The organism is Vibrio atlanticus, assembly GCF_024347315.1.
Classification (GTDB): Bacteria; Pseudomonadota; Gammaproteobacteria; order Enterobacterales; family Vibrionaceae; genus Vibrio; species Vibrio atlanticus.
This window is the reverse complement of the sequence record NZ_AP025460.1, coordinates 176449-195214: the sequence shown is the minus strand read 5'-3', so window position 1 is coordinate 195214 and position 18766 is coordinate 176449. Positions and strand designations below refer to the sequence as shown.

19 protein-coding genes and 2 pseudogenes are annotated in these 18766 nt (G+C 42.2%); 8 read left to right on the top strand and 13 right to left on the bottom strand.

Annotated features, from left to right (window positions below; all coding sequences use genetic code 11):
* Window positions 1–144: 144 nt before the first annotated feature.
* From OCV30_RS00900 to OCV30_RS00890, 3 genes and pseudogenes are all read right to left on the bottom strand, one after another.
* Window positions 145–351 carry a hypothetical protein gene (locus tag OCV30_RS00900; protein ID WP_167351936.1) on the bottom strand — a complete coding sequence of 69 codons (207 nt, stop codon included), beginning with the start codon at window positions 349–351 and terminating at the stop codon, window positions 145–147.
* A gap of 30 nt (window positions 352–381) precedes the next feature.
* Window positions 382–624 (bottom strand): annotated as a pseudogene (locus tag OCV30_RS00895) (helix-turn-helix domain-containing protein); the annotation flags it as partial.
* 118 nt (window positions 625–742) lie between these two features.
* A pseudogene (locus OCV30_RS00890) lies at window positions 743–1901 on the bottom strand (IS3 family transposase).
* 282 nt (window positions 1902–2183) lie between these two features.
* Between OCV30_RS00890 and OCV30_RS00885 the strand changes: the two are divergent.
* The 5 genes from OCV30_RS00885 to OCV30_RS00865 all read left to right on the top strand — a co-directional run bounded on the left by OCV30_RS00885 (window position 2184) and on the right by OCV30_RS00865 (window position 6652).
* Entirely contained in the window at window positions 2184–2618 is a 435-nt protein-coding gene (locus OCV30_RS00885; protein WP_065678228.1) for a rhodanese-like domain-containing protein, read from the top strand.
* Between the two features lie 99 nt (window positions 2619–2717).
* Complete coding sequence (gene secB / locus OCV30_RS00880) at window positions 2718–3185, top strand: protein-export chaperone SecB (protein ID WP_009847959.1); 468 nt, start codon at window positions 2718–2720, stop codon at window positions 3183–3185.
* A gap of 178 nt (window positions 3186–3363) precedes the next feature.
* Entirely contained in the window at window positions 3364–4401 is a 1038-nt protein-coding gene (gene gpsA, locus OCV30_RS00875) for an NAD(P)H-dependent glycerol-3-phosphate dehydrogenase (protein ID WP_065678229.1), read from the top strand.
* A 204-nt stretch (window positions 4402–4605) separates the two neighbouring features.
* Window positions 4606–5427, top strand: coding sequence for a serine O-acetyltransferase (gene cysE / locus OCV30_RS00870; protein WP_009847961.1), 822 nt, complete (start codon window positions 4606–4608; stop codon window positions 5425–5427).
* Between the two features lie 73 nt (window positions 5428–5500).
* Entirely contained in the window at window positions 5501–6652 is a 1152-nt protein-coding gene (locus tag OCV30_RS00865) for a murein hydrolase activator EnvC family protein (RefSeq protein ID WP_261879032.1), read from the top strand.
* A 280-nt stretch (window positions 6653–6932) separates the two neighbouring features.
* Here OCV30_RS00865 and OCV30_RS00860 read toward each other — a convergent pair whose 3' ends face one another.
* The gene (locus OCV30_RS00860; RefSeq protein WP_009847963.1) at window positions 6933–7571 is read right to left on the bottom strand and encodes a TetR/AcrR family transcriptional regulator; all 639 of its coding nucleotides are present in this window, start codon (window positions 7569–7571) and stop codon (window positions 6933–6935) included.
* Between the two features lie 221 nt (window positions 7572–7792).
* Here OCV30_RS00860 and rfaD point away from each other — a divergent pair, with 221 nt between their 5' ends.
* Both rfaD and lpxM read left to right on the top strand, forming a co-directional pair.
* Window positions 7793–8734 (top strand): ADP-glyceromanno-heptose 6-epimerase, encoded by a 942-nt coding sequence (rfaD, locus tag OCV30_RS00855; protein WP_065678230.1) that lies wholly within the window; start codon window positions 7793–7795, stop codon window positions 8732–8734.
* A gap of 75 nt (window positions 8735–8809) precedes the next feature.
* Window positions 8810–9763 (top strand): lauroyl-Kdo(2)-lipid IV(A) myristoyltransferase, encoded by a 954-nt coding sequence (gene lpxM, locus OCV30_RS00850; protein WP_065678231.1) that lies wholly within the window; start codon window positions 8810–8812, stop codon window positions 9761–9763.
* Between the two features lie 61 nt (window positions 9764–9824).
* Here lpxM and OCV30_RS00845 read toward each other — a convergent pair whose 3' ends face one another.
* The 6 genes from OCV30_RS00845 to OCV30_RS00820 are packed head-to-tail and all read right to left on the bottom strand — an operon-like array spanning window position 9825 to window position 15014.
* A complete protein-coding gene (locus OCV30_RS00845; RefSeq protein WP_065678265.1) occupies window positions 9825–10499 on the bottom strand; it encodes a CatB-related O-acetyltransferase in 675 nt (224 codons plus the stop codon).
* A 7-nt stretch (window positions 10500–10506) separates the two neighbouring features.
* Window positions 10507–11394, bottom strand: coding sequence for a WaaS/CpsH family glycosyltransferase (locus OCV30_RS00840; protein ID WP_065678232.1), 888 nt, complete (start codon window positions 11392–11394; stop codon window positions 10507–10509).
* A complete protein-coding gene (locus tag OCV30_RS00835; protein ID WP_209439692.1) occupies window positions 11384–12340 on the bottom strand; it encodes a glycosyltransferase in 957 nt (318 codons plus the stop codon). Before OCV30_RS00835 ends, OCV30_RS00840 begins: the two co-directional genes overlap by 11 nt.
* Before the next feature lie 18 nt (window positions 12341–12358).
* The gene (gene coaD / locus OCV30_RS00830; RefSeq protein WP_017097381.1) at window positions 12359–12847 is read right to left on the bottom strand and encodes a pantetheine-phosphate adenylyltransferase; all 489 of its coding nucleotides are present in this window, start codon (window positions 12845–12847) and stop codon (window positions 12359–12361) included.
* Between the two features lie 9 nt (window positions 12848–12856).
* Complete coding sequence (locus OCV30_RS00825; protein WP_065678234.1) at window positions 12857–13921, bottom strand: glycosyltransferase family 9 protein; 1065 nt, start codon at window positions 13919–13921, stop codon at window positions 12857–12859.
* Window positions 13914–15014, bottom strand: a complete 1101-nt coding sequence (locus OCV30_RS00820) for a glycosyltransferase family 9 protein (protein ID WP_065678235.1) — start codon at window positions 15012–15014, stop codon at window positions 13914–13916. Before OCV30_RS00820 ends, OCV30_RS00825 begins: the two co-directional genes overlap by 8 nt.
* Before the next feature lie 71 nt (window positions 15015–15085).
* On the opposite strand from OCV30_RS00820, the gene OCV30_RS00815 reads away from it, so the two are divergent.
* Entirely contained in the window at window positions 15086–15808 is a 723-nt protein-coding gene (locus OCV30_RS00815) for a 3-deoxy-D-manno-octulosonic acid kinase (protein ID WP_065678236.1), read from the top strand.
* A 1-nt stretch (window position 15809) separates the two neighbouring features.
* Here OCV30_RS00815 and OCV30_RS00810 read toward each other — a convergent pair whose 3' ends face one another.
* The 3 genes from OCV30_RS00810 to waaA are packed head-to-tail and all read right to left on the bottom strand — an operon-like array spanning window position 15810 to window position 18763.
* A complete protein-coding gene (locus OCV30_RS00810) occupies window positions 15810–16703 on the bottom strand; it encodes a hypothetical protein (protein WP_065678237.1) in 894 nt (297 codons plus the stop codon).
* Window positions 16704–16706: 3 nt separating this feature from the next.
* Window positions 16707–17447: a glycosyltransferase family 25 protein gene (locus tag OCV30_RS00805; protein ID WP_065678238.1), complete on the bottom strand. Its 741-nt coding sequence runs from the start codon at window positions 17445–17447 to the stop codon at window positions 16707–16709.
* Window positions 17444–18763 (bottom strand): lipid IV(A) 3-deoxy-D-manno-octulosonic acid transferase, encoded by a 1320-nt coding sequence (waaA, locus tag OCV30_RS00800; RefSeq protein ID WP_065678239.1) that lies wholly within the window; start codon window positions 18761–18763, stop codon window positions 17444–17446. Before waaA ends, OCV30_RS00805 begins: the two co-directional genes overlap by 4 nt.
* Between the last annotated feature and the right edge of the window lie 3 nt (window positions 18764–18766).

Below are 18766 nucleotides of genomic sequence, written 5' to 3'. Positions count from 1 at the left end.
GCCCTTAGGTTTGGCTCCTAAAGGCAAGGTAAAACCACTTTCTAAGGGGTTTCACACGGTTCTAATTAGTGATAATTTTAGCAAAACAGGCGCACATTAACCAGTGTATAATTTCCCCTTATTAGTCAGCCTGTTACCACGCATTTAACCACCGGCAACATTGTACTTCTGCAGGTACTGGGTTCCTATGTGGTAGCTGTTTTCTTGTGCTGCATCGCAGTAGCGCTTTTCTATATCAATGAAAATATTGCCGTTACGGTACAGCGAGACGAAGCTTGGGTTGTTGTGGTTTGCTTTCGGCTTGATTGCTTTTGATTGGCTACGCTTGGTTTGAAGCCGTTGTGAGCGCATCTGCTTTTATTGATTTCGCTTTTATTGAGGTTTCACCGCTTGTGTTTGCTTAACTGCTTTTGCTTGCTTAGCCGCTCTTGTTTGATGGAAAAATGATGATGGGCTCTGCTTCTCCTTGGCTTGGGTGCTTCTTCTTCGCCAGCCATTCACAAAGTGGCCAATGTGCTCAAAGGGTTTGCGCTTATCAGGGTTGATGTACAGTCACGCTTGCATGGCATGCAGTTCTTGCAGCACATCTCGCTTTGGGTAGGTGCGTTTTAATACTTGGGGAAAATGACCAATGAAGCGTTTGGCTATCCGGTGTTAGCAGCGATTGGATTGTATTTAACGGGTGGAGTGGTGAAGAAGTAGAAAGCAGATGCGAGTGAATAAAACATAGATATTGTAGTGGTCAACAAATTCCGGACACTGACTTTAGCCGGTTTTCGGCATTTACTAGCGACAACCCATCATTTACTCGATGAGGCCGTTTCCGATTGTAGTAACTCATCAGGTAATGGCTGATGTCTTTCTTAGCTTGAGCTTGTGTCAGGTAACCTGTTGCTGGTATCCATTCGGTTTTCAAGCTTCTAAATAGCCGCTCCATGGGAGCATTGTCCCAACAATTACCACGACGGCTCATGCTTTGAGTTATACGATATCGCCAAAGTCTTTGCCGATATTTACGGCTGCTATACTGGCAGCCTTGATCTGAATGGAACATCACACTCTTCGGACATCCTCGTTGCTCCTAGGCCATGTCCAAAGCCTTAGATACCAATTCGTATCGGGCTTATCGGATAAAGACCGCCCCACAACGCATCGGCTAAATAGGTCAATCACTACCGCTAAATAGGACCACTTTGAACCTGACCAAATATAAGTAATATCGCCACACCAAACACGATTCGGAGTACTCACAGAAAACTCACACTTCAGTAGATTTGGAATGTCTAGCCTCTCTACTTTTGCATGTCTATATCGATGCGAACCTGGTTGTTTACTCATTAAATCAGCTTCACGCATTATCTGGCGAATCTTAAATCGTCCAGCTTTATGCCTTCTGCGCTCAGCATCGAGACAAGAGTACGACTGCCAGCAGAGCCTCGACTCATGTTGAAGAGTTTTTTTAATTTGGCTAGCTAGACGAATGCGATTGGCATCCGGCTTGCGTTGCTTAAACTCGTAGTAACAAGACGAAGCCACGTTGAACAGATCGCAAAGAATTTTGACCGATTCATGCCCCCTCAACTTGTCTATTAACGAGAACGTTCGAGTTCGTCCGACATTAAGAGAGCGGTGGCCTTTTTTAATATGGATTTTTCTCGTTCTAACCGGTTAATCCGGGCTTCTAACTCTTGGATTTTCTTTTGCTGAGGCGTGAGGGCTTTGGTCGTTGGAGTAATTCCACCTCGCTCAATTTTGAGTTGGTCGACCCAGCGCCGTAAAGCTGTTTCACCTACGCCCATAGAGTAAGCTGCTTCAGGTATGGAGTACCCTTAGTCAAGAACCAAACTTGCAGCATCTATTTTGAACTCAGTAGAAAATGTACGTCGCTGTCCTTTTGTCATTGAACACTTCATTTATGGTGGAGACTTTACCACCTAATTTCGTGTCCGGGATCATTAGACTACTACACTCACAATAGTCCGGTGTTTAAGGGGGAGAACCAAAAGCTAGAATTGTCGAATAGTTTGAAGTGTGAATGTGGGATTCTGGTGAACGAGACGCGAAGTACTAAGAAAGAGAGGTAACACTGAGTTCCACAACGCCTTCCTCTGTATTCTCCCCCCCTTTGTCGCTATACTCCTACCCTATAATTTTTCGCCCAATAACGAATAAGAGTTCAAGATATGCAAGAGTTAGTTCCATTTGTTCAAGAGAATATGATTTTAGCCATCGTATGGATCGGCTTGGTTGTTGCCATCATTGCGAACGTTATCAAGACATCAAACGCAGCTTACAAAGAGATCACGGTAGCGCAAACCACACACATGATTAACCGTGAAAACGGCGTTGTGGTTGATATTCGAACTAAAGATGAGTTCAAAAAGGGCCATATTACTGACGCAGTTCACATTTTGCCGTCAGATATCAAAGCAAATAGCTTTGGTAGCCTTGAAAGCCACAAAGCAGACCCAATCATCGTAGTATGTAAGACAGGTCAAACAGCTCAAGAAAGCGCTAACCTACTGATTAAAGCTGGTTTCGAAAACGTAAGCGTGCTGAAAAGCGGCTTAGTGGCTTGGAGCGAAGCTAACCTACCTTTGGTGAAAGGTAAAAAGTAGTTAAAGGTAAGCTGACCTAACTAAACGAATATGACTTTAAGGTTTTGTTAAACAGAGATGGCGAACGAAACCTAATTATAAATTTTTAAGGACAAGAAAATGGCTGAAGCAGCACAACAAGACGCACAACAGAACTTCGCAATCCAACGTATCTTCCTAAAAGACGTATCTTTCGAAGCGCCAAACTCTCCAGACATGTTTCAAAAAGAGTGGAACCCAGATGTAAAACTGGACCTAGACACTCAAAGCCGTGAACTTGGCGAAGGCGTATACGAAGTAATCCTACGTCTAACGGTTACAGTTAAAAACGCAGAAGACACTGCATTCCTTTGTGAAGTTCAACAAGGCGGCATCTTCTCTGCAAGCGAAATGGAAGCTGGCCAACTAGCTCATTGCCTAGGTGCATTCTGCCCGAACATCCTGTTCCCATACGCTCGTGAAACAATTTCTAGCCTAGTGGTTAAAGGTACGTTCCCACAACTGAACTTAGCTCCAGTAAACTTTGATGCTTTGTTCATGAACTACCTACAGAACCAAGCTCAACAAGCTGAAGGCGAACAAGCTTAAGTCTCAAAGTAGAGCTTAACTCTAACGATTCAAGCGCTAGTTAGCTTTTAAATGCACATCGCAACTTCTGCGATGTGCATTTTTTCTTTACACTGTACTAAAATTGAAAGCTCCTCTGATTTTAGTGGATAGCTTTTCCAAGACTCTTCGATTTCCCTCATTATTTTTAGGTGGAAGCATGACAGAAACAACTCACTCGACAAACGCTTACGGCAAAGAGATCGCCATGGCAGTAATTGGCGCAGGTTCTTACGGAACATCTTTAGCTATCTCTCTAGCGCGTAACGGTGCAAACGTTGTTCTGTGGGGGCATGATCCTGTTCACATGGCTCGTCTCGAATCCGAGCGCGCAAATAATGAATTTCTACCAAATATCGACTTCCCAGAAAGCCTAATCATCGAGTCAGACCTTGAGAAGGCAGTAACAGCAAGTCGTGATCTTCTTGTTGTCGTCCCTAGCCACGTATTTGGTATCGTTTTAAATAGCCTTAAGCCTCACTTAACAGATTGTTCTCGTATCTGCTGGGCTACTAAAGGTTTAGAGCCGGAAACTGGTCGCCTGCTAAAAGATGTCGCTCACGATGTGCTTGGTGATGGGTACTCGTTAGCAGTTATATCAGGACCTACCTTCGCCAAAGAGCTAGCGATGGGTATGCCAACGGCAATCTCTGTGGCTTCCCCTGATGCAGAATTCCTTGAGCAACTTCAAGAAAAAATTCACTGTGGCAAAACGTTCCGTGTGTACGCAAATTCAGATTTTATTGGCATGCAGCTTGGTGGTGCAGTGAAAAATGTTATCGCCATTGGTGCTGGCATGTCGGATGGTATTGGTTTCGGTGCCAATGCACGTACTGCACTTATCACTCGCGGTCTAGCTGAGATGAGTCGACTAGGCGCAGCTCTTGGTGCGCAACCAGAAACCTTCATGGGCATGGCTGGATTAGGCGACCTAGTACTAACCTGTACTGATAACCAATCACGCAACCGTCGCTTTGGTTTGGCTCTTGGCGCAGGCAAAGATGTAGATACCGCACAAGAAGAAATTGGCCAAGTCGTTGAAGGTTATCGCAACACCAAAGAAGTTTGGTTATTATCAGAACGCATGGGCGTTGAGATGCCAATTGTTGAACAAATTTATCAAGTGTTGTATCAAGGGAAAGATGCACACTTAGCAGCACAAGATCTACTTGCACGAGACAAGAAGTCAGAAAGATAATAAGAGCAGATACGGGATTCGGGCACCCCAAGAGCAGTAGAGAGATTCGAGTAAACGAGATACGAAAAGATGAAGAGCACATTCAAACGTTCGACGAAAATGCTTTTCGTTACTCGCATCTCGCTACTTTAATCTGTTCTTGTCGCTCTTCGAATCTCTCACCTCGTCACTCGTATCTGCCCCTTAAAAATAATGGACGGTAAAATGAAACACTGTGAACAACAAAAAGTTTGGCAATGCATTGTGAAAGAAGCTCGACAGCAGTCGGAGCAAGAACCTATGCTTGCGAGTTTTTATCATGCCACCATTATCAACCATGAAAGTTTAGGCGCAGCCCTTAGCTACATCCTAGCAAACAAGCTAAAGACGGCTTCAATGCCTGCAATGGCAGTGCGTGAAGTGGTTGAACAAGCATTTAAGCAGGACCAATCTATTATCGATGCGGCCGCTTGTGATATTTGCGCGACGGTAAATCGAGATCCTGCGGTCGAGATGTACTCGATGCCTCTGCTTTATCTGAAAGGCTACCATGCTCTACAAGGCTACCGAGTGGCTAACTGGCTGTGGAAACAAGGTCGTATTGCACTTGCCACTTACCTACAAAACCAAATCTCCGTCGCTTGCCAAGTTGATATTCACCCGGCGGCTCGTATCGGTAAAGCTATCATGCTCGACCACGCGACAGGCATTGTAATTGGTGAAACAGCCGTCGTTGAAAATGATGTATCGATTCTTCAAGACGTGACCCTTGGTGGTACAGGTAAAGAAGGTGGCGATCGTCACCCTAAAATCCGAGAAGGTGTAATGATTGGTGCCGGCGCTAAAATACTCGGCAACATTGAAGTGGGTGAAGGCGCGAAAATTGGTTCTTGCTCTGTAGTTCTACAAGCCGTACCACCTCATACAACAGTCGCTGGGGTTCCGGCCAAGATTGTTGGCAAGCCAAAGACAGATAAACCATCTCTAGATATGGACCAAGGGTTCAATGGTCGCTCGCAGAACTTCATCCATGGTGATGGGATATAAGAGCTGATTCTAGGTTCGATGAGCCGAGATACGAAAGACTTAAGAGCAGATGCTGAAAACTAATAAGAGCAACATGACGATAATGATGAAACCAGTCCAAGTAATTAGCACTGTTCTTTTGATATCTTCCAGCCTTTGTGCTGTTCTTTTCTCTGCATCGCCACTTGCCGCATCGAAAGGGGAGCTGAAAGGTGTGTCGAGTGAGATATCTCGTCAACAAAAAACACTATCCTCACAACAGAAGAAGCTCGACAATTTACAGGCAAACCTCAAGCAACAAGAGCTCTCTATCTCCTTACTTGAAAAAGCCATTAAAACAAGTAAAAAACAACTCAATACCGCCAATGCTAATGTTGCTAGCTTAGATAATAAGATTAAAGCGCTTACAGCACAGAAAAAAGCCCATACCGACAAGTTAGAGCAGCTGATTCAGACTTACTACATGACCAGCAGAGCCAAAGCCTCTTCTCACATCTTAAATACTGGCGTTGAAGAGGACCGCATTAGTCACTATTACCAACACCTCGCCAAAGCGCGATCTGCAACAATCAAAACGATCGAACAAACTCAACTTGAATTAGAAGAAAGCCATAAGCAACGCCAACTTGAGCAAGAACAAATAGCAACGCTGTTAAATCAACAGGTAGCAAAGCGCAACAAACTATCGCAGACCCAAACACAGCGTAAAAAGACTGTCGGCAGTATTAAGAAAAACATCTCTGGCGACAAAAATTACTTAGCCGAACTTCAACGTAATGAAACTCGCCTAAAAGCCGAAATAGCGAAAGCAGAAAAAGCCGCACGAGAGAGACGCAATGCTGTCCCTATGGATGGCTTAGCCAAACGTAAAGGTAAACTGCCTTGGCCAATCAAAGATAAAGTTCTGCATAACTACGGCTCACGCCAAACTGGCCAAGTAAATTGGAAAGGCATGGTGATCAAAGCGAAATACGGTCAGCAGGTAAAATCTGTTTACTCAGGCACCGTCGTATTCGCAGAGTATTTACGTGGGTATGGCTTAGTGGTGCTGCTTGATCACGGTAAAGGCGACATGACACTGTATGGCTTTAACCAAGCGCTTTTAAAGAAAGAAGGTGACAAGGTTAAAGCGGGTGAGGCGATAGCTCTCGCCGGTGACACTGGTGGACAAACCCGACCATCGCTGTACTTTGAAATTCGTAGAAACAGCCAAGCTCAAAACCCGAAAAGATGGTTGGTTAGGTAAAAACAGATACGAGATATAAGTAACCGAGATGCGAAGAACAAGCCCAAAGAGCTGAAAATTTCCGAATTCGCATTAATCAAACTCAGTCATTCCAGAATTGAGGGACGAAATATCTGGAATCTCGCTTGAGATTGCTACCCTCGAGGATAAAGAGAGATTCCCTATCACGCTCGTTCCTCGCTGTAGGGAATGACGTCACGATTTATATCCCACCACTCGAATCTGCGCTTTCCGCTCTCGTTACCCGAATCCGACTTACCGCTTACCCACATCTTCGCTTTTATTTGCTGTTCAGCGCTCTTACACCATCTTCTAACAATGTCAGTTGCTCAAAGCCTTGAGTCGTTGCAATCGGTTTAACGGTTGCGATCATCTGCAGCATTCCTTGGTGAACAACTTGCTCCGTAATTTGAGATTTTGGAGACATCGCCGACTGATACGCCAACCAACCCGATGCGATCAAGTGGAGAGATGTGACCATCGACTTCATTTCTGTATCTGTTGCTTTTAGCAAGTTCAACTCAACAAAAGCTCTCATAATATCCACAAGATTCGTTTGCAGCTTTTCTTGAACGGCCATGTAATCAAGATGCAGTTTTTCATCACGAGATAATATTTCAGGCAGGTTCGCATAGAAGAATCGGTACTTCCACATCAATGTGAAGATTGAATCTAAGTAGCTTTTTAGTAGCGTCAGGCTTTCTTGCTGCCCTTGAATCGGAGTAAACCTTTCAAGTAACTCAGTCGAGTAGAGAGTAAAGATATCACGTACAATTTCTTGTTTGTTGCGGAAGTGGTAGTAGAGGTTACCTGGGCTGATTTCGATGTGCTCAGCAATATGATTGGTCGTAATACTACGCTCGCCGTGCTCATTAAAAAGCTCTAGAGCTGCGTAAACAATCTTGTCACGTGTTTTCATTAGTAATTAGATCCCTATCCGTTTAGTGGTTCAGTATATCGCCACTAAACAGATAGATCGACCTGTTCACATCTGGTCGAATTAGCTCTGACGAAAATGGATAGAATATCTCAATTAACATCACTACATTACACTAGAATTAAAGAATTATTCCGCTAGCTCGCTTCGTTTGTTCCTTGCTATACTCGTGTGAGTTTGTATTCAAAAAAGTAGGAAGAAATATGATTATCGTAACTGGTGGTGCAGGCATGATTGGCAGCAATATTGTTAAGGCACTCAATAAAGCAGGCCACAACGATATTCTAGTTGTCGACAACTTAAAAGATGGCAAAAAATTTAAGAACCTGGTTGACCTAGATATCACCGATTACATGGATCGTGATGACTTTCTAACTCAAGTTATGGCTGGTGATGATTTCGGTCATATTGAAGCAATTTTCCATGAAGGTGCATGTTCTGCGACCACAGAGTGGGATGGCAAATACATGATGCTCAACAACTACGAATACTCGAAAGAGTTGCTGCATTACTGTATCGAGCGCGAGATTCCGTTCTTGTATGCTTCTTCTGCTGCCACTTATGGTGAAACCGATACCTTTATTGAAGAGCCGCAGTACGAAGGCGCGCTAAACGTATACGGCTATTCAAAACAGCAATTTGATAACTATGTGCGTCGCTTAACTGCAGATGCAACCGCACACAACGAAACGCTTTCTCAAATTACTGGGTTTCGATACTTCAATGTCTACGGTCCACGTGAACAGCACAAAGGCAGCATGGCTTCTGTCGCATTCCACCTAAACAATCAAATGAACGCCGGTGAAAACCCGAAATTATTCGCAGGAAGCGAAACCTTCAAGCGTGATTTTGTGTATGTTGGTGATGTTGCGGCCGTAAACCTGTGGTTCTTAAAAAATGGAGTATCAGGTATCTTCAACCTAGGTACAGGTAATGCCGAATCATTTGAAGAAGTCGCAAAAGCGGTGATTAAGCATCACGGTAAGGGAGAGATTGAAACCATCCCATTCCCTGATCATTTGAAAGGTGCTTACCAAGAGTTTACTCAAGCTGATTTAACTAAGTTGCGTAATGCCGGTTGCGATGTTCAATTTAAATCGGTTGCTGAAGGCGTCAGCGAGTACATGCAGTCAGTTAATCGCTAGATTACACTCTCCCGAAAACAAGCTAACGGTATACTGTTAGCTTGTTCAATATATATCGCCAGTTAAAGGTTTACAGTGACAACTCAACGCGACGACTACGATCTTAAAGCATACAACCCTAAATTCATCAGTGCGTTTTTATCACCAAAACACTGGGGAACTTGGCTCGGGCTATGCCTATGCCTGCCCATTTCTTTGCTGCCAAACTCGATTCGAGTAGCCATAGCAAAATTCGTGGCGACAAAAATGACGAAGAAGCAACGTGGCTCAGTACAAAAGGCACGTATAAACCTCGCGCTTTGTTTTCCAGAAAAGTCTATTCAAGAGCGTGAAACGATTCTAACCAATTGCCTAACAACTGCGGGCGCGTTTTTACTTGGTTTTCCTGCCATATCATTACGCAGTAAACGTTGGCTTGAGGCACACTCAGAAATCATTGGCTTAGAGCACTTACAGCAGCTACAGCAAGACAATCAAAGTGCTATTTTGCTAGTACCTCACTCTTGGTGCATCGACATTCCGGCAATCCTTTTAGCTTCAAGAGGCTTACCCGTTTCTGCGATGGCCAATAGCCAGAAAAACCCTCTGACCGACTGGCTCATGCACAAGCAAAGAGTTCAGTATGGCGGACGAGTTTATGATCGCAGTGGCGGCATTAAACCTTTTATCAAATCAGTCAAAGATGGCTACTTGGGATATTACCTGCCAGATCAAGACCATGGCCCAGAGCAAAGTGTATTTTCAGATTTCTTTGCGACTGAAAAAGCCACCTTGCCTGGACTTGGAAAACTAGCGAAAGTAAGCCGAGCGAAGATCGTTCCAACCTTTGCCAGCTATAATATTGAGACGGGTAAATACGAAATTGAAATCAAAGCACCCATTGAGTTATCTGGCGATGAACATCAAGACGCTAGAGCAATGAATGAAGTCGTTGAAGGTTTTGTTAATCCGAAACCTGAGCAGTACATGTGGATTTTAAAGTTGTTAAAAACACGTAGGAATGGACAAGACCCATATGTGGGTTATTAACCTACATATGGGTATAAACCTACACGTAGGCATATAGACTCGATTGATTAATTAGACAACTCTAACTAATCAATCGTTTGAAATCTTTGATGTTAATGAAGGCCTCTTGATGCTCTTTGATTTTTTCAAGTGGCCATTCCCACCACCGTTCCATTAAAAGAGCTTCCCTTTCCTCTTCAGTAAAGCGCTTCTTAATTTCCTTCGCAGGAACACCACCCACAATACTGAATGCTTCAACATCTTTGGTCACAATAGAGCCTGTTGCAATAACAGCACCATGCCCGATAGTCACTCCAGGGAGTATTTTTACTCCTTCACCGATCCAGACATCCGAACCTACAACGACTTGATAATGCTCTTCAACATATCTAGTGTGCGGGTAAATAATGCCTTTGTTAAAGTCCAATCCTTGTTTTTGCATCAATCGGTGTTCTGAACGATGAAAACAAGGGTGAGTCGACACATAATCATTGACCGGATGGTTATTTAGAACAATTTTCACATTATTAGCAATCGAACAAAATCGGCCTATTTTGACATTATTCATATCACAACGAGTATCAATATAAGTACCGAATCCAATATATGAAGCATTCACATCACAATCATTTGCTATGGAGTTACAGCCTTCAAATTGAGTGTCTGTAAAGTTTGATTTTCGAGAAAGGAAGTTCCTATGCTTTTTTTGGTCACGAATGAATATTAGCTTCTTAATCTTGCGTATGATTTTTTTCATAATGAGTCTATTCGCCATTACCAGATAGGAGTTTGTGATAAAAACCATCAACAGTGTAATCTTCAAGCTTAATCAAAACTGATTCATCAAATTCGCTAGAAATAAAGCTTTCAATATTACTGGCCAATTCACTTAGAGAGTCAAAGATAAGAAAGTTATCTTTTGAGTATAAAGGGTGATTATAAAGACTCAAATTATTCGTGATTACTTTTTTTCGAGCATACAATGCTTCTTTAACCCTCATAGTATCAGACGTCTGTCCATCAAGAACCATTTCCAATACACATTTGGTATTGAGCATCACGGTTAGGTATTCAACATAGGAATAAGACGGTTTTTTATCAAAAACAATAAAATTGCACTTAAAACCATCTAATGCACCTTTTATTTTTTGAACCTTTTCTTTCCTTCCTTTATCCACCCCAACAAAAGAAACATCGTAATCAGATGATTTTGCTATCTCATCGATGATTTTTAGCTGAGGCATAGGTAGGTAAATATGCTTAAAGTCATACTTTTCTGCATCACCTTCGTCAAAAGTATACGTTTCGAAATCTTTTAGGTGATGGTTCAGGCTTCCATCTGTGACATTTCTAAAAACAATCACCTTCCTTCCATCAATCTTTGATATCGACTTTATATCTCTCAGAGAATCGGTGGTGAATATGACATCGAAGCCATTTAGTGCCTTTATTTTTCGTCTCATGATCGCTCCATAAGCCTCATGATAGTGTTCTTTACTATAGAAAAATAAAAAGGAAACTAATTTAACTAGCCACTTACTTAGGAAAATATGATGCTTTTCATAATCAGACGATAGCACGTCAATTTCTAGTTTTTCATACTGTTGCTTATAGCCTACAAAAACCAGTTTCGGTTTCAATTTATCGTTCATAAGGCAACCTTTTAAAAGACTCGACAATACTTCCTAATGCACTATTGGCTTTATTACCTTCAACTACCTTCTCGTAATAACTAACATACTCTGTAGCCATGACATTGGCATTGAATTGATCTCTCGCGTATTCATTACAACGAGCTGAATCATAGGTGTCAGAATTTAAGACCCCTTCTACGAGCTCTTGTTCACAGCTCGATAAAAGACCTACCTCACTAGAAACTAATTCCGGCAATGAGCCATAAGGTGTACCAAACACTGGGCAACCAAAATACAAACTCTCTGTAATCGCTAAGCCAAACGGTTCATGCCAAGTCACGGGGAAAATCAGACCTTTTGACTGAGTCATGATCTGAGATTTCATTGTATCGTCCACCATCCCTAAAAAACGAACATGACGATCTAATGTCAATCTGAAACCCATTTTTAGGTTCAAGCGATGCCCTCCCAAGACATCAAGCTGCTGGCCAGCTTTCTTGGTAATATCAATGGCACCTTGAACATTTTTAACTCGCCACGCCGCTTTCCCAAGAAAATGGAAACGTTCTCGTTTCAAGTTAAAGTTAGGCTTTTGGTAGTTGTCCCAATTCAAGCCATTGTAAACATAAGCTTGTGCACCATGATTTTTTGCATGCTGAGATGAAACAAAGACGGTGTTAGGGTCAATAGGGCCGTCTGAATTACCATGCTGAGTTAAAATGTAGGGATAAGAGATAGGCTCTAGATCAGAGTGGAAATGCACAACATCAATATCATTTGGAAGCTGACTTTGCAGTGGTACATTCGGTTGATACTCGATGACTCTCGCCCAATCACATTTTGTGCCTTTGCCAGCGAGCAGCGTCACTCGGTGCCCGGCAAGATGCAAAGCATAAACTAAGTCCCAAATGACTCGTTCCGTTCCACCATAATTCACCACAGGTAACGTGGCTCTTGTATACATTAAAATATTCATAATCACTTAATTTTTAAAAGCTTTTACTTTAGCGACAACAGCTTGATGAACACACTCTGGAACAAATTGCTCTATGTCTCCACCATGAATAGCGACTTCACGAACCAATGTTGATGATAAAAAAGCAAACTCTTCTGAAGGTGTCAAAAACAGGCTCTCTAGTTCTGGTTTTAACCGACGATACATTGTCGTCAAACCAAATTCATACTCAAAGTCCATGGTTGTTCTTAAGCCACGCACCAAAATTGAGGCGTTTTGCTCGGTCGCGAAATCAACCAGTAAACCGCTAAAACCTTCGACGGAAACATTAGGTAATTCATGGCAAGTTTCTCGCAATAAGGCCACACGCTCATCTAAGCTAAATAAGGTGGCTTTACTTGGGCTCTCTGCGACACCAATGACAAGCTTTTCAAACATACATGCAGCACGTTTAATTAAGTCATAGTGGCCGTTAGTCACTGGATCAAAAGTACCTGGGTATATTGCTATTTTCATGACATTCCTTTATTCACTGGATGTTTTCTTGTTTTTCAATCGGCCTAATACACGGTCTAGCTGCTCAATCACCGATTCTGTTGAAATAAGAGCCATAAGATCTTTTCCTTTTACTCGGGTTCCCCATGGAAGCTCGTCAACCGCTTTACCGTGTTGCTCTTCAGCAACCTGTTCATAGACAGAAACCACACTGTCTAAACTATGATAAGGCCCTGTTCGCATTGGGTTACTGTGCGCATACAAACCAATCACGGGGACACCTTGAGTCGTCGCAATGTGTGCAGGCCCTGAATCAGGAGCGATCACAACACTGGATTGACCAATCACTGCGGTAAGCTGCTTTAACGAGGTTGAGCCTACTAAGTTAATACAAGGTGATGTCATGTGCTGAGAGATATTGTCGGTTAAATTGCGCTCTCTATCCGTTGGAGCACCACAAAAAACCACTTTAAAGCCTAACTGATAAGCGTGATCGGCGACAGCGGCATAGCGCTCAACTAACCAGTTTCTCTCATCTTTACTCGCGGCAGGGCTAATAACAATATACGGCTCATGCGCAAGCTCCATCGATAGTCTTTGATCTTCATCAGACAAAGCAAGATCCCATGTCGGCACCTGTTTGGAACACCCCAAAAAGTAAGCAAATTCAGAGAAATTATCCAACACATGAGATGCGTCCGTTTTTGGTAGCTTGCTGTTGGTAAAGAGCCACTGCCCCTCTTTGGCACGTGTCCAACTAAAACCAAGTTTTACTTTTGCCTTTATTCCTAACGTTAACAGACTGGCTCTTAATGCAACTTGCATATGCAGTAAATAATCAAACCGAGTTGGACGCAGGGATCCCCATACTTCTTTCATTCCTTTTAGGCCGCGTTTTTTATCAAACACGACAACTTGAATTCCAGGTATATCACCAAGTAATTGAGCTTCGATTTTTCCCATCACCCACGTGATCTGACATTCTGGATAGGTAGCTTGAATAAGTTGCACCACAGAAAGGGCATGACAAACGTCACCAATGGCAGATAAACGCAGAATACAAATAGATTTTGGAGCAGAAAGAGCGTTATTCATTGATCGATTCCAATGGCATCATTTCTAGAACAGCAGAAACAACGTTATCTGGCTTGATATCTTGAAGGCATGGCGAATAGACATCATCGCTAATCTGACATCTGTTTTTATAGCAAGGGACGCAGTTGCGTTCAGATTGCACAAGTCTAATATTAGCGACTCTTTGGGAGCTAACACCATTGCTGTATAAATTGTTCGTTACATCAATTGGCTCTTCATATGGCCAAGGTGACCACATGCTTGCTGGCGCCACGCTAATAATAGATACAATTGGGATAGAGTAACCTGATGCGAGGTGACCCGGGCCACTGTCAGGTCCAAGAAAACCATCACTGTGTTTTATTAATACCGAAGTTTGAGCTAATGATAATTCCCCCAAAACACTGACCAGTTGATTCGATTCAGGAACTTGGCTAATGATTTGTTCAACAATGGTCTCGTCTCGTTCTAATTTAGCGCCAGATAAGACAATATTATAACCTGAAGATATCAGACGATTGATGACTTCAACCCAATACGAGACTGGCCACTGCTTAATTTCGTTGGAGGATGGCGCATGTACAACAATGTAGTTTGATGGCAATCTCTTTTGAACTGCTGAAGGTAATAACTCTTCGGGAGACACAAGCCGTGCAATACAATTAACATCTATGGTATCCAGCATACGAGCAACGCGACTCATTTTATGCTCAAAGCGATGCTGTTCTTTAATGTAATGAGTATAAATTAACTTTTTAACCCAGGCGCCAGAAAGCGATTCATCAATTGCACCAAGTCTTTTCTTACCAAAGATAAAACTATAGATAGCGGTTCTATCATTAAGCATTTCATTGACGACTAAATCATATCGACCATGCGTTTTTAAAATCCGGTAATAGTCCTTAACGGATGCTCTTGGCGGAATTTCAACTAAAGAGTCAACGTCTGGATTGGTACCAAAAACCATCTCCCCTCTAGCATTAACTAACACATCTATTATGGCGGTCGGAAACGCTTTTCTCAGACTATGGGTAAAAGCAGAGATCAACAAACTATCACCAATGCAATGAGTGGCAACAACTAATATTTTTTGGTAACTACATGAATCGTTCATTAATCTGTTCGGCGTTTGATATACTGTTCTACCAAGTATGCCATAAACTCCCCAATACGAGACAGTGATTCATGTTTACAACAAAGCAAATCCATAAAACAACGTACTGGTATAATCCTAAATTACTCACCGAAGACGTTGAATTGGCTTTTTCTGTAGATTATTGGAAGGCGAATCAAGCAATACTGGGGCACGCTCAAGGTAGAGGAACAACATGGTTTGTTAAGGGAGAAAAAAGCGATTTCGCTCTTCGACATTATCACCGCGGCGGCTTGTTTGGAAAGCTAGTTAGAGACAGCTATTTATTTACTGGATTAGAGAGCTCACGAGCATACCAAGAGTTAATGTTACTTGAGCTTCTAGCCACACATAAAGTTAATGTCCCGACACCCGTTGCTGCGAAAGTTTCGCAAGAAGGGCTCGTTTACAAAGCCGATATTTTAATTGAAAAGATTTCCGACGCAGAAGACTTAGTAAAGATACTATCAAACAAAAAACTATCCGATTCCCATTTCAACGATATTGGTCATCAAATTCGAAAAATGCACGATGCCGGGGTCAATCATACCGACCTCAATATCCATAACATTCTCGTTGATAAAGCAGGCAAGGTTTGGATTATCGATTTTGATAAATGCCTAACGCAAACAGGTAATAGCTGGAAAGTGAGTAATCTAAAGCGACTCGAGCGCTCATTCGAAAAAGAAGTTCGGTTAGGAAAGATTGATGCTCAGCACTTTGATTTTTCACAAATTGAACAAGGGTACAAAATGAGTACCCTTGAAAGCCTATGATTTATTCTTCTTTCAAACCAAATAACTTACGAAGTTTCTTTTTCTTTTTATAGATATGCCCTCGAATCACTTCAGCAAGAGGGCGCTTGAAGGACACTTCTTTAGCTAAGCGTATTTGCTCTTCAAATGTTTTATCTCCATGTTCTTCAAAGAACTGTTCCAACACCGTTCTCGCCCAGTCTTTTCGCCCACTCGTTGAATAATGATTGAGCCAAGCTTTCGCTGGTTCAATATTCACCTGTGTAGAGAGCGCTTCAGATAGCGCAAACTGCTCTAAAGTGTGTGCCTCACACCCTTCTTGACGTAACGCTTGAATCAACACATCGGCATAATCAAAAGCCGATGAGTTTTTTCCGGTGATACCAATGACTGCCGACGCCCACATAACTGAGTCTGGATTGGTGCGGTAGACACTGCCATCCATAAGTTTTATATCTCTATCTCTGATATGTGAATACTCATTGGTGCTTGGCAAAGTATTGATGTTCACTTCTGAGCAAAACAGTAACGCGTTTTTATCCGATATAGAGTCGAAGTAAACGTTTGTTGGCACGTTAAAGTACGTATCTGTATCTAAAAAAAGCAGTTTATCTTCAGGACTCAACTCTAAATTATCACAAAGATATTTTAAGCCGCGGTTTTTGATTCTAAAGTGATAAGTATTGTCTAGACTCCATTCAGCCTTTTGATCAGGCGATATCGGAAACACTTTAATTGGCATATTAGCGAAGTGCTCAGGTTCTTCCGCTAGAACAGAAATTTCAGGCCTAGTTCCATTTGCCTCAACCCAATTGGCTAAAAAAGACAAAATGCAAAACCTTGCGCCTTGATAGTAAGTTCTATCATTGCCATAAATGACAAATGTTAAGTGTTTTCTAGCCAATTCTGATTTCATAATTTAGTACTTCGTAATATTTTTAAAAAGTGCTTTGTGCTTGCTGCTGACATGGCTTCGAACATGAGTTCGGTATCCCTCTTTAAACCAACTTCTCACCGTCGCATAAAGCCCTGAGGTTCTACCACTCAACTCACTATCAAATGCACCGGTTTTACTGCCCTGACGAACCAAAGGTGGGTGTGTCCAAAAAATATTGTACTCTAATGTCGTTCGTTCATTACCAATATAACCATCAATAGGTGCGTCGGTTATATTGTTTTCCATATGCTCTACCATTGCGCGAGCAAAACTAAGGTCATAAAGCAAACCACCAGTAAGCTTGTTCGTTTTACACAAGTACAGATGTTGATTTGGTACTCTTACTGATGTGGGTACTAAACTCGACGCCTCTTCAATATTTACAAGATACTTTTCTTCACCAGCAAGCTCGCTTTGGAAAGCTTCTAGTTGCTCAATAAAATCGCTATTTAAAAAAGCATCATCTTCTAACACTAATACTTGTGGAATTTGTTCTTCTACGACTTTTTTCATCACTAAGTAGTGCTTATAAAAGCAAGACTTCTCAGGGAGCCTCAGTGAGTCGTCAAAAAAACCATTTCTAACGTCATCAGATAGATCATCGATATCACCAGCTAACATATATTCGTAATCAGTGATGCCCACTTCTGGCAGGTGCTTATCTATATGTTTTCTACGTTCTTCGTAGCCTTTGCTTACATGGATAACAAAAGTTTTGATCATGGTGATGTCTCAATATTGGTTGACTGATTATTGGTGGCTGAATGATGTATCAATTGGAGTGTTTGTTGTAACGCACCTTGATTCTGTTGAACTATACCATAGCCTATTCGCCCTTTTTCAATTAACTCTTTAGGCTTGGATAATGCACTGATCATTTGTAAAGCAAGCTCATTCTCATCGGCTACAACAGACAGTGCGCTTGACTCGATCAATTGATTCGCTAGGTCTGCAAAATTGAAATAGCTCGGCCCTGTTAAGCAGTATTTTTGAAGCAGCGCAGGTTCGATGAAGTTATGCCCTCCTACTTTCTTTCCAAGTAGGCTTCCTCCCATAAAGACAAGATCGCTCGCAGAAAGCAAAACCATAAGCTCTCCCATCGTATCTCCTAGGTAGACATCGACATCAAGCGGTAACTCGTCAACAACTTCGGTTCGACGAACCAAAACTAAGCCTCGGTTTTTGGCCAATTCAGCAACTGAATCAAACCGTTCAGGGTGACGAGGTACTATCACTAAGAGTAATTTTGGCAGTTCTCTTTTGGCTTGCTGGTAAGCTCTAAATATTTGTTCATCTTCGCCCGCATGAGTGCTCGCGGCGGCGAAAATCTGCCTACCCTGTCCAAAAATACTTCTAAGATGTTCACCTTGTGCGATTATATTATTATCAATCGACACATCGTACTTGATTGAGCCTGTGACAATGACTTTTTCGCTCGGCGCACCTAGTAACTCAAATCGAGATTTATCATCAGAGTGTACCGTCAATATTAAACTTAACTTAGAAATTGTCGGATAAATTAACGAACTCATTTTTTGATAATTACTGGCTGATTTTTCTGATAATCGTCCATTGACTAATATCATCGGAATATCATTTTTAGCAACGGTGTTAATGGTGTTCGGCCATAATTCCGTTTCAATAATGAGCATGTTGTCTGGCTGAATGCGGTTGATAAAACGTTGAACACACCAACTAAAATCAATAGGCATATAACGGTGGCTAATCGAACCGCTCATCTTTTCTACCAGTTCAGCGCCTGTGCTCGTTGTTGTAGTGATCAGTATTCTTTTATCTGGGTTTTGTATCGCCAGTTGTTCAACTAACTTCTTACTCGCCAGCACTTCCCCTACTGAAACGGCATGAATCCAAATCACACCCGACTGTCTATTCTTAATAGGCGGTGTAAATCCGAAATGCTCTTTCCAGCGATGACCAAAAGGCGGTTTGTTTGCTTTGGAGCGATATAGGCCCCAAAGCAGAATAGGGCTAACAAGGAAAAGTAGCGCGGTATAGGCCCAACGAACGACGATGCTCATATA

Bases quoted from the DNA above. Each gene is read 5' to 3' on its own strand.
- OCV30_RS00900 (WP_167351936.1), bottom strand. From the start codon at position 351: ATGCGCTCACAACGGCTTCAAACCAAGCGTAGCCAATCAAAAGCAATC.
- OCV30_RS00885 (WP_065678228.1), top strand. From the start codon at position 2,184: ATGCAAGAGTTAGTTCCATTTGTTCAAGAGAATATGATTTTAGCCATC.
- secB (WP_009847959.1), top strand. From the start codon at position 2,718: ATGGCTGAAGCAGCACAACAAGACGCACAACAGAACTTCGCAATCCAA.
- gpsA (WP_065678229.1), top strand. From the start codon at position 3,364: ATGACAGAAACAACTCACTCGACAAACGCTTACGGCAAAGAGATCGCC.
- cysE (WP_009847961.1), top strand. From the start codon at position 4,606: ATGAAACACTGTGAACAACAAAAAGTTTGGCAATGCATTGTGAAAGAA.
- OCV30_RS00865 (WP_261879032.1), top strand. From the start codon at position 5,501: ATGACGATAATGATGAAACCAGTCCAAGTAATTAGCACTGTTCTTTTG.
- OCV30_RS00860 (WP_009847963.1), bottom strand. From the start codon at position 7,571: ATGAAAACACGTGACAAGATTGTTTACGCAGCTCTAGAGCTTTTTAAT.
- rfaD (WP_065678230.1), top strand. From the start codon at position 7,793: ATGATTATCGTAACTGGTGGTGCAGGCATGATTGGCAGCAATATTGTT.
- OCV30_RS00845 (WP_065678265.1), bottom strand. From the start codon at position 10,499: ATGAAAAAAATCATACGCAAGATTAAGAAGCTAATATTCATTCGTGAC.
- OCV30_RS00840 (WP_065678232.1), bottom strand. From the start codon at position 11,394: ATGAACGATAAATTGAAACCGAAACTGGTTTTTGTAGGCTATAAGCAA.
- OCV30_RS00835 (WP_209439692.1), bottom strand. From the start codon at position 12,340: ATGTATACAAGAGCCACGTTACCTGTGGTGAATTATGGTGGAACGGAA.
- coaD (WP_017097381.1), bottom strand. From the start codon at position 12,847: ATGAAAATAGCAATATACCCAGGTACTTTTGATCCAGTGACTAACGGC.
- OCV30_RS00825 (WP_065678234.1), bottom strand. From the start codon at position 13,921: ATGAATAACGCTCTTTCTGCTCCAAAATCTATTTGTATTCTGCGTTTA.
- OCV30_RS00820 (WP_065678235.1), bottom strand. From the start codon at position 15,014: ATGAACGATTCATGTAGTTACCAAAAAATATTAGTTGTTGCCACTCAT.
- OCV30_RS00815 (WP_065678236.1), top strand. From the start codon at position 15,086: ATGTTTACAACAAAGCAAATCCATAAAACAACGTACTGGTATAATCCT.
- OCV30_RS00810 (WP_065678237.1), bottom strand. From the start codon at position 16,703: ATGAAATCAGAATTGGCTAGAAAACACTTAACATTTGTCATTTATGGC.
- OCV30_RS00805 (WP_065678238.1), bottom strand. From the start codon at position 17,447: ATGATCAAAACTTTTGTTATCCATGTAAGCAAAGGCTACGAAGAACGT.
- waaA (WP_065678239.1), bottom strand. From the start codon at position 18,763: ATGAGCATCGTCGTTCGTTGGGCCTATACCGCGCTACTTTTCCTTGTT.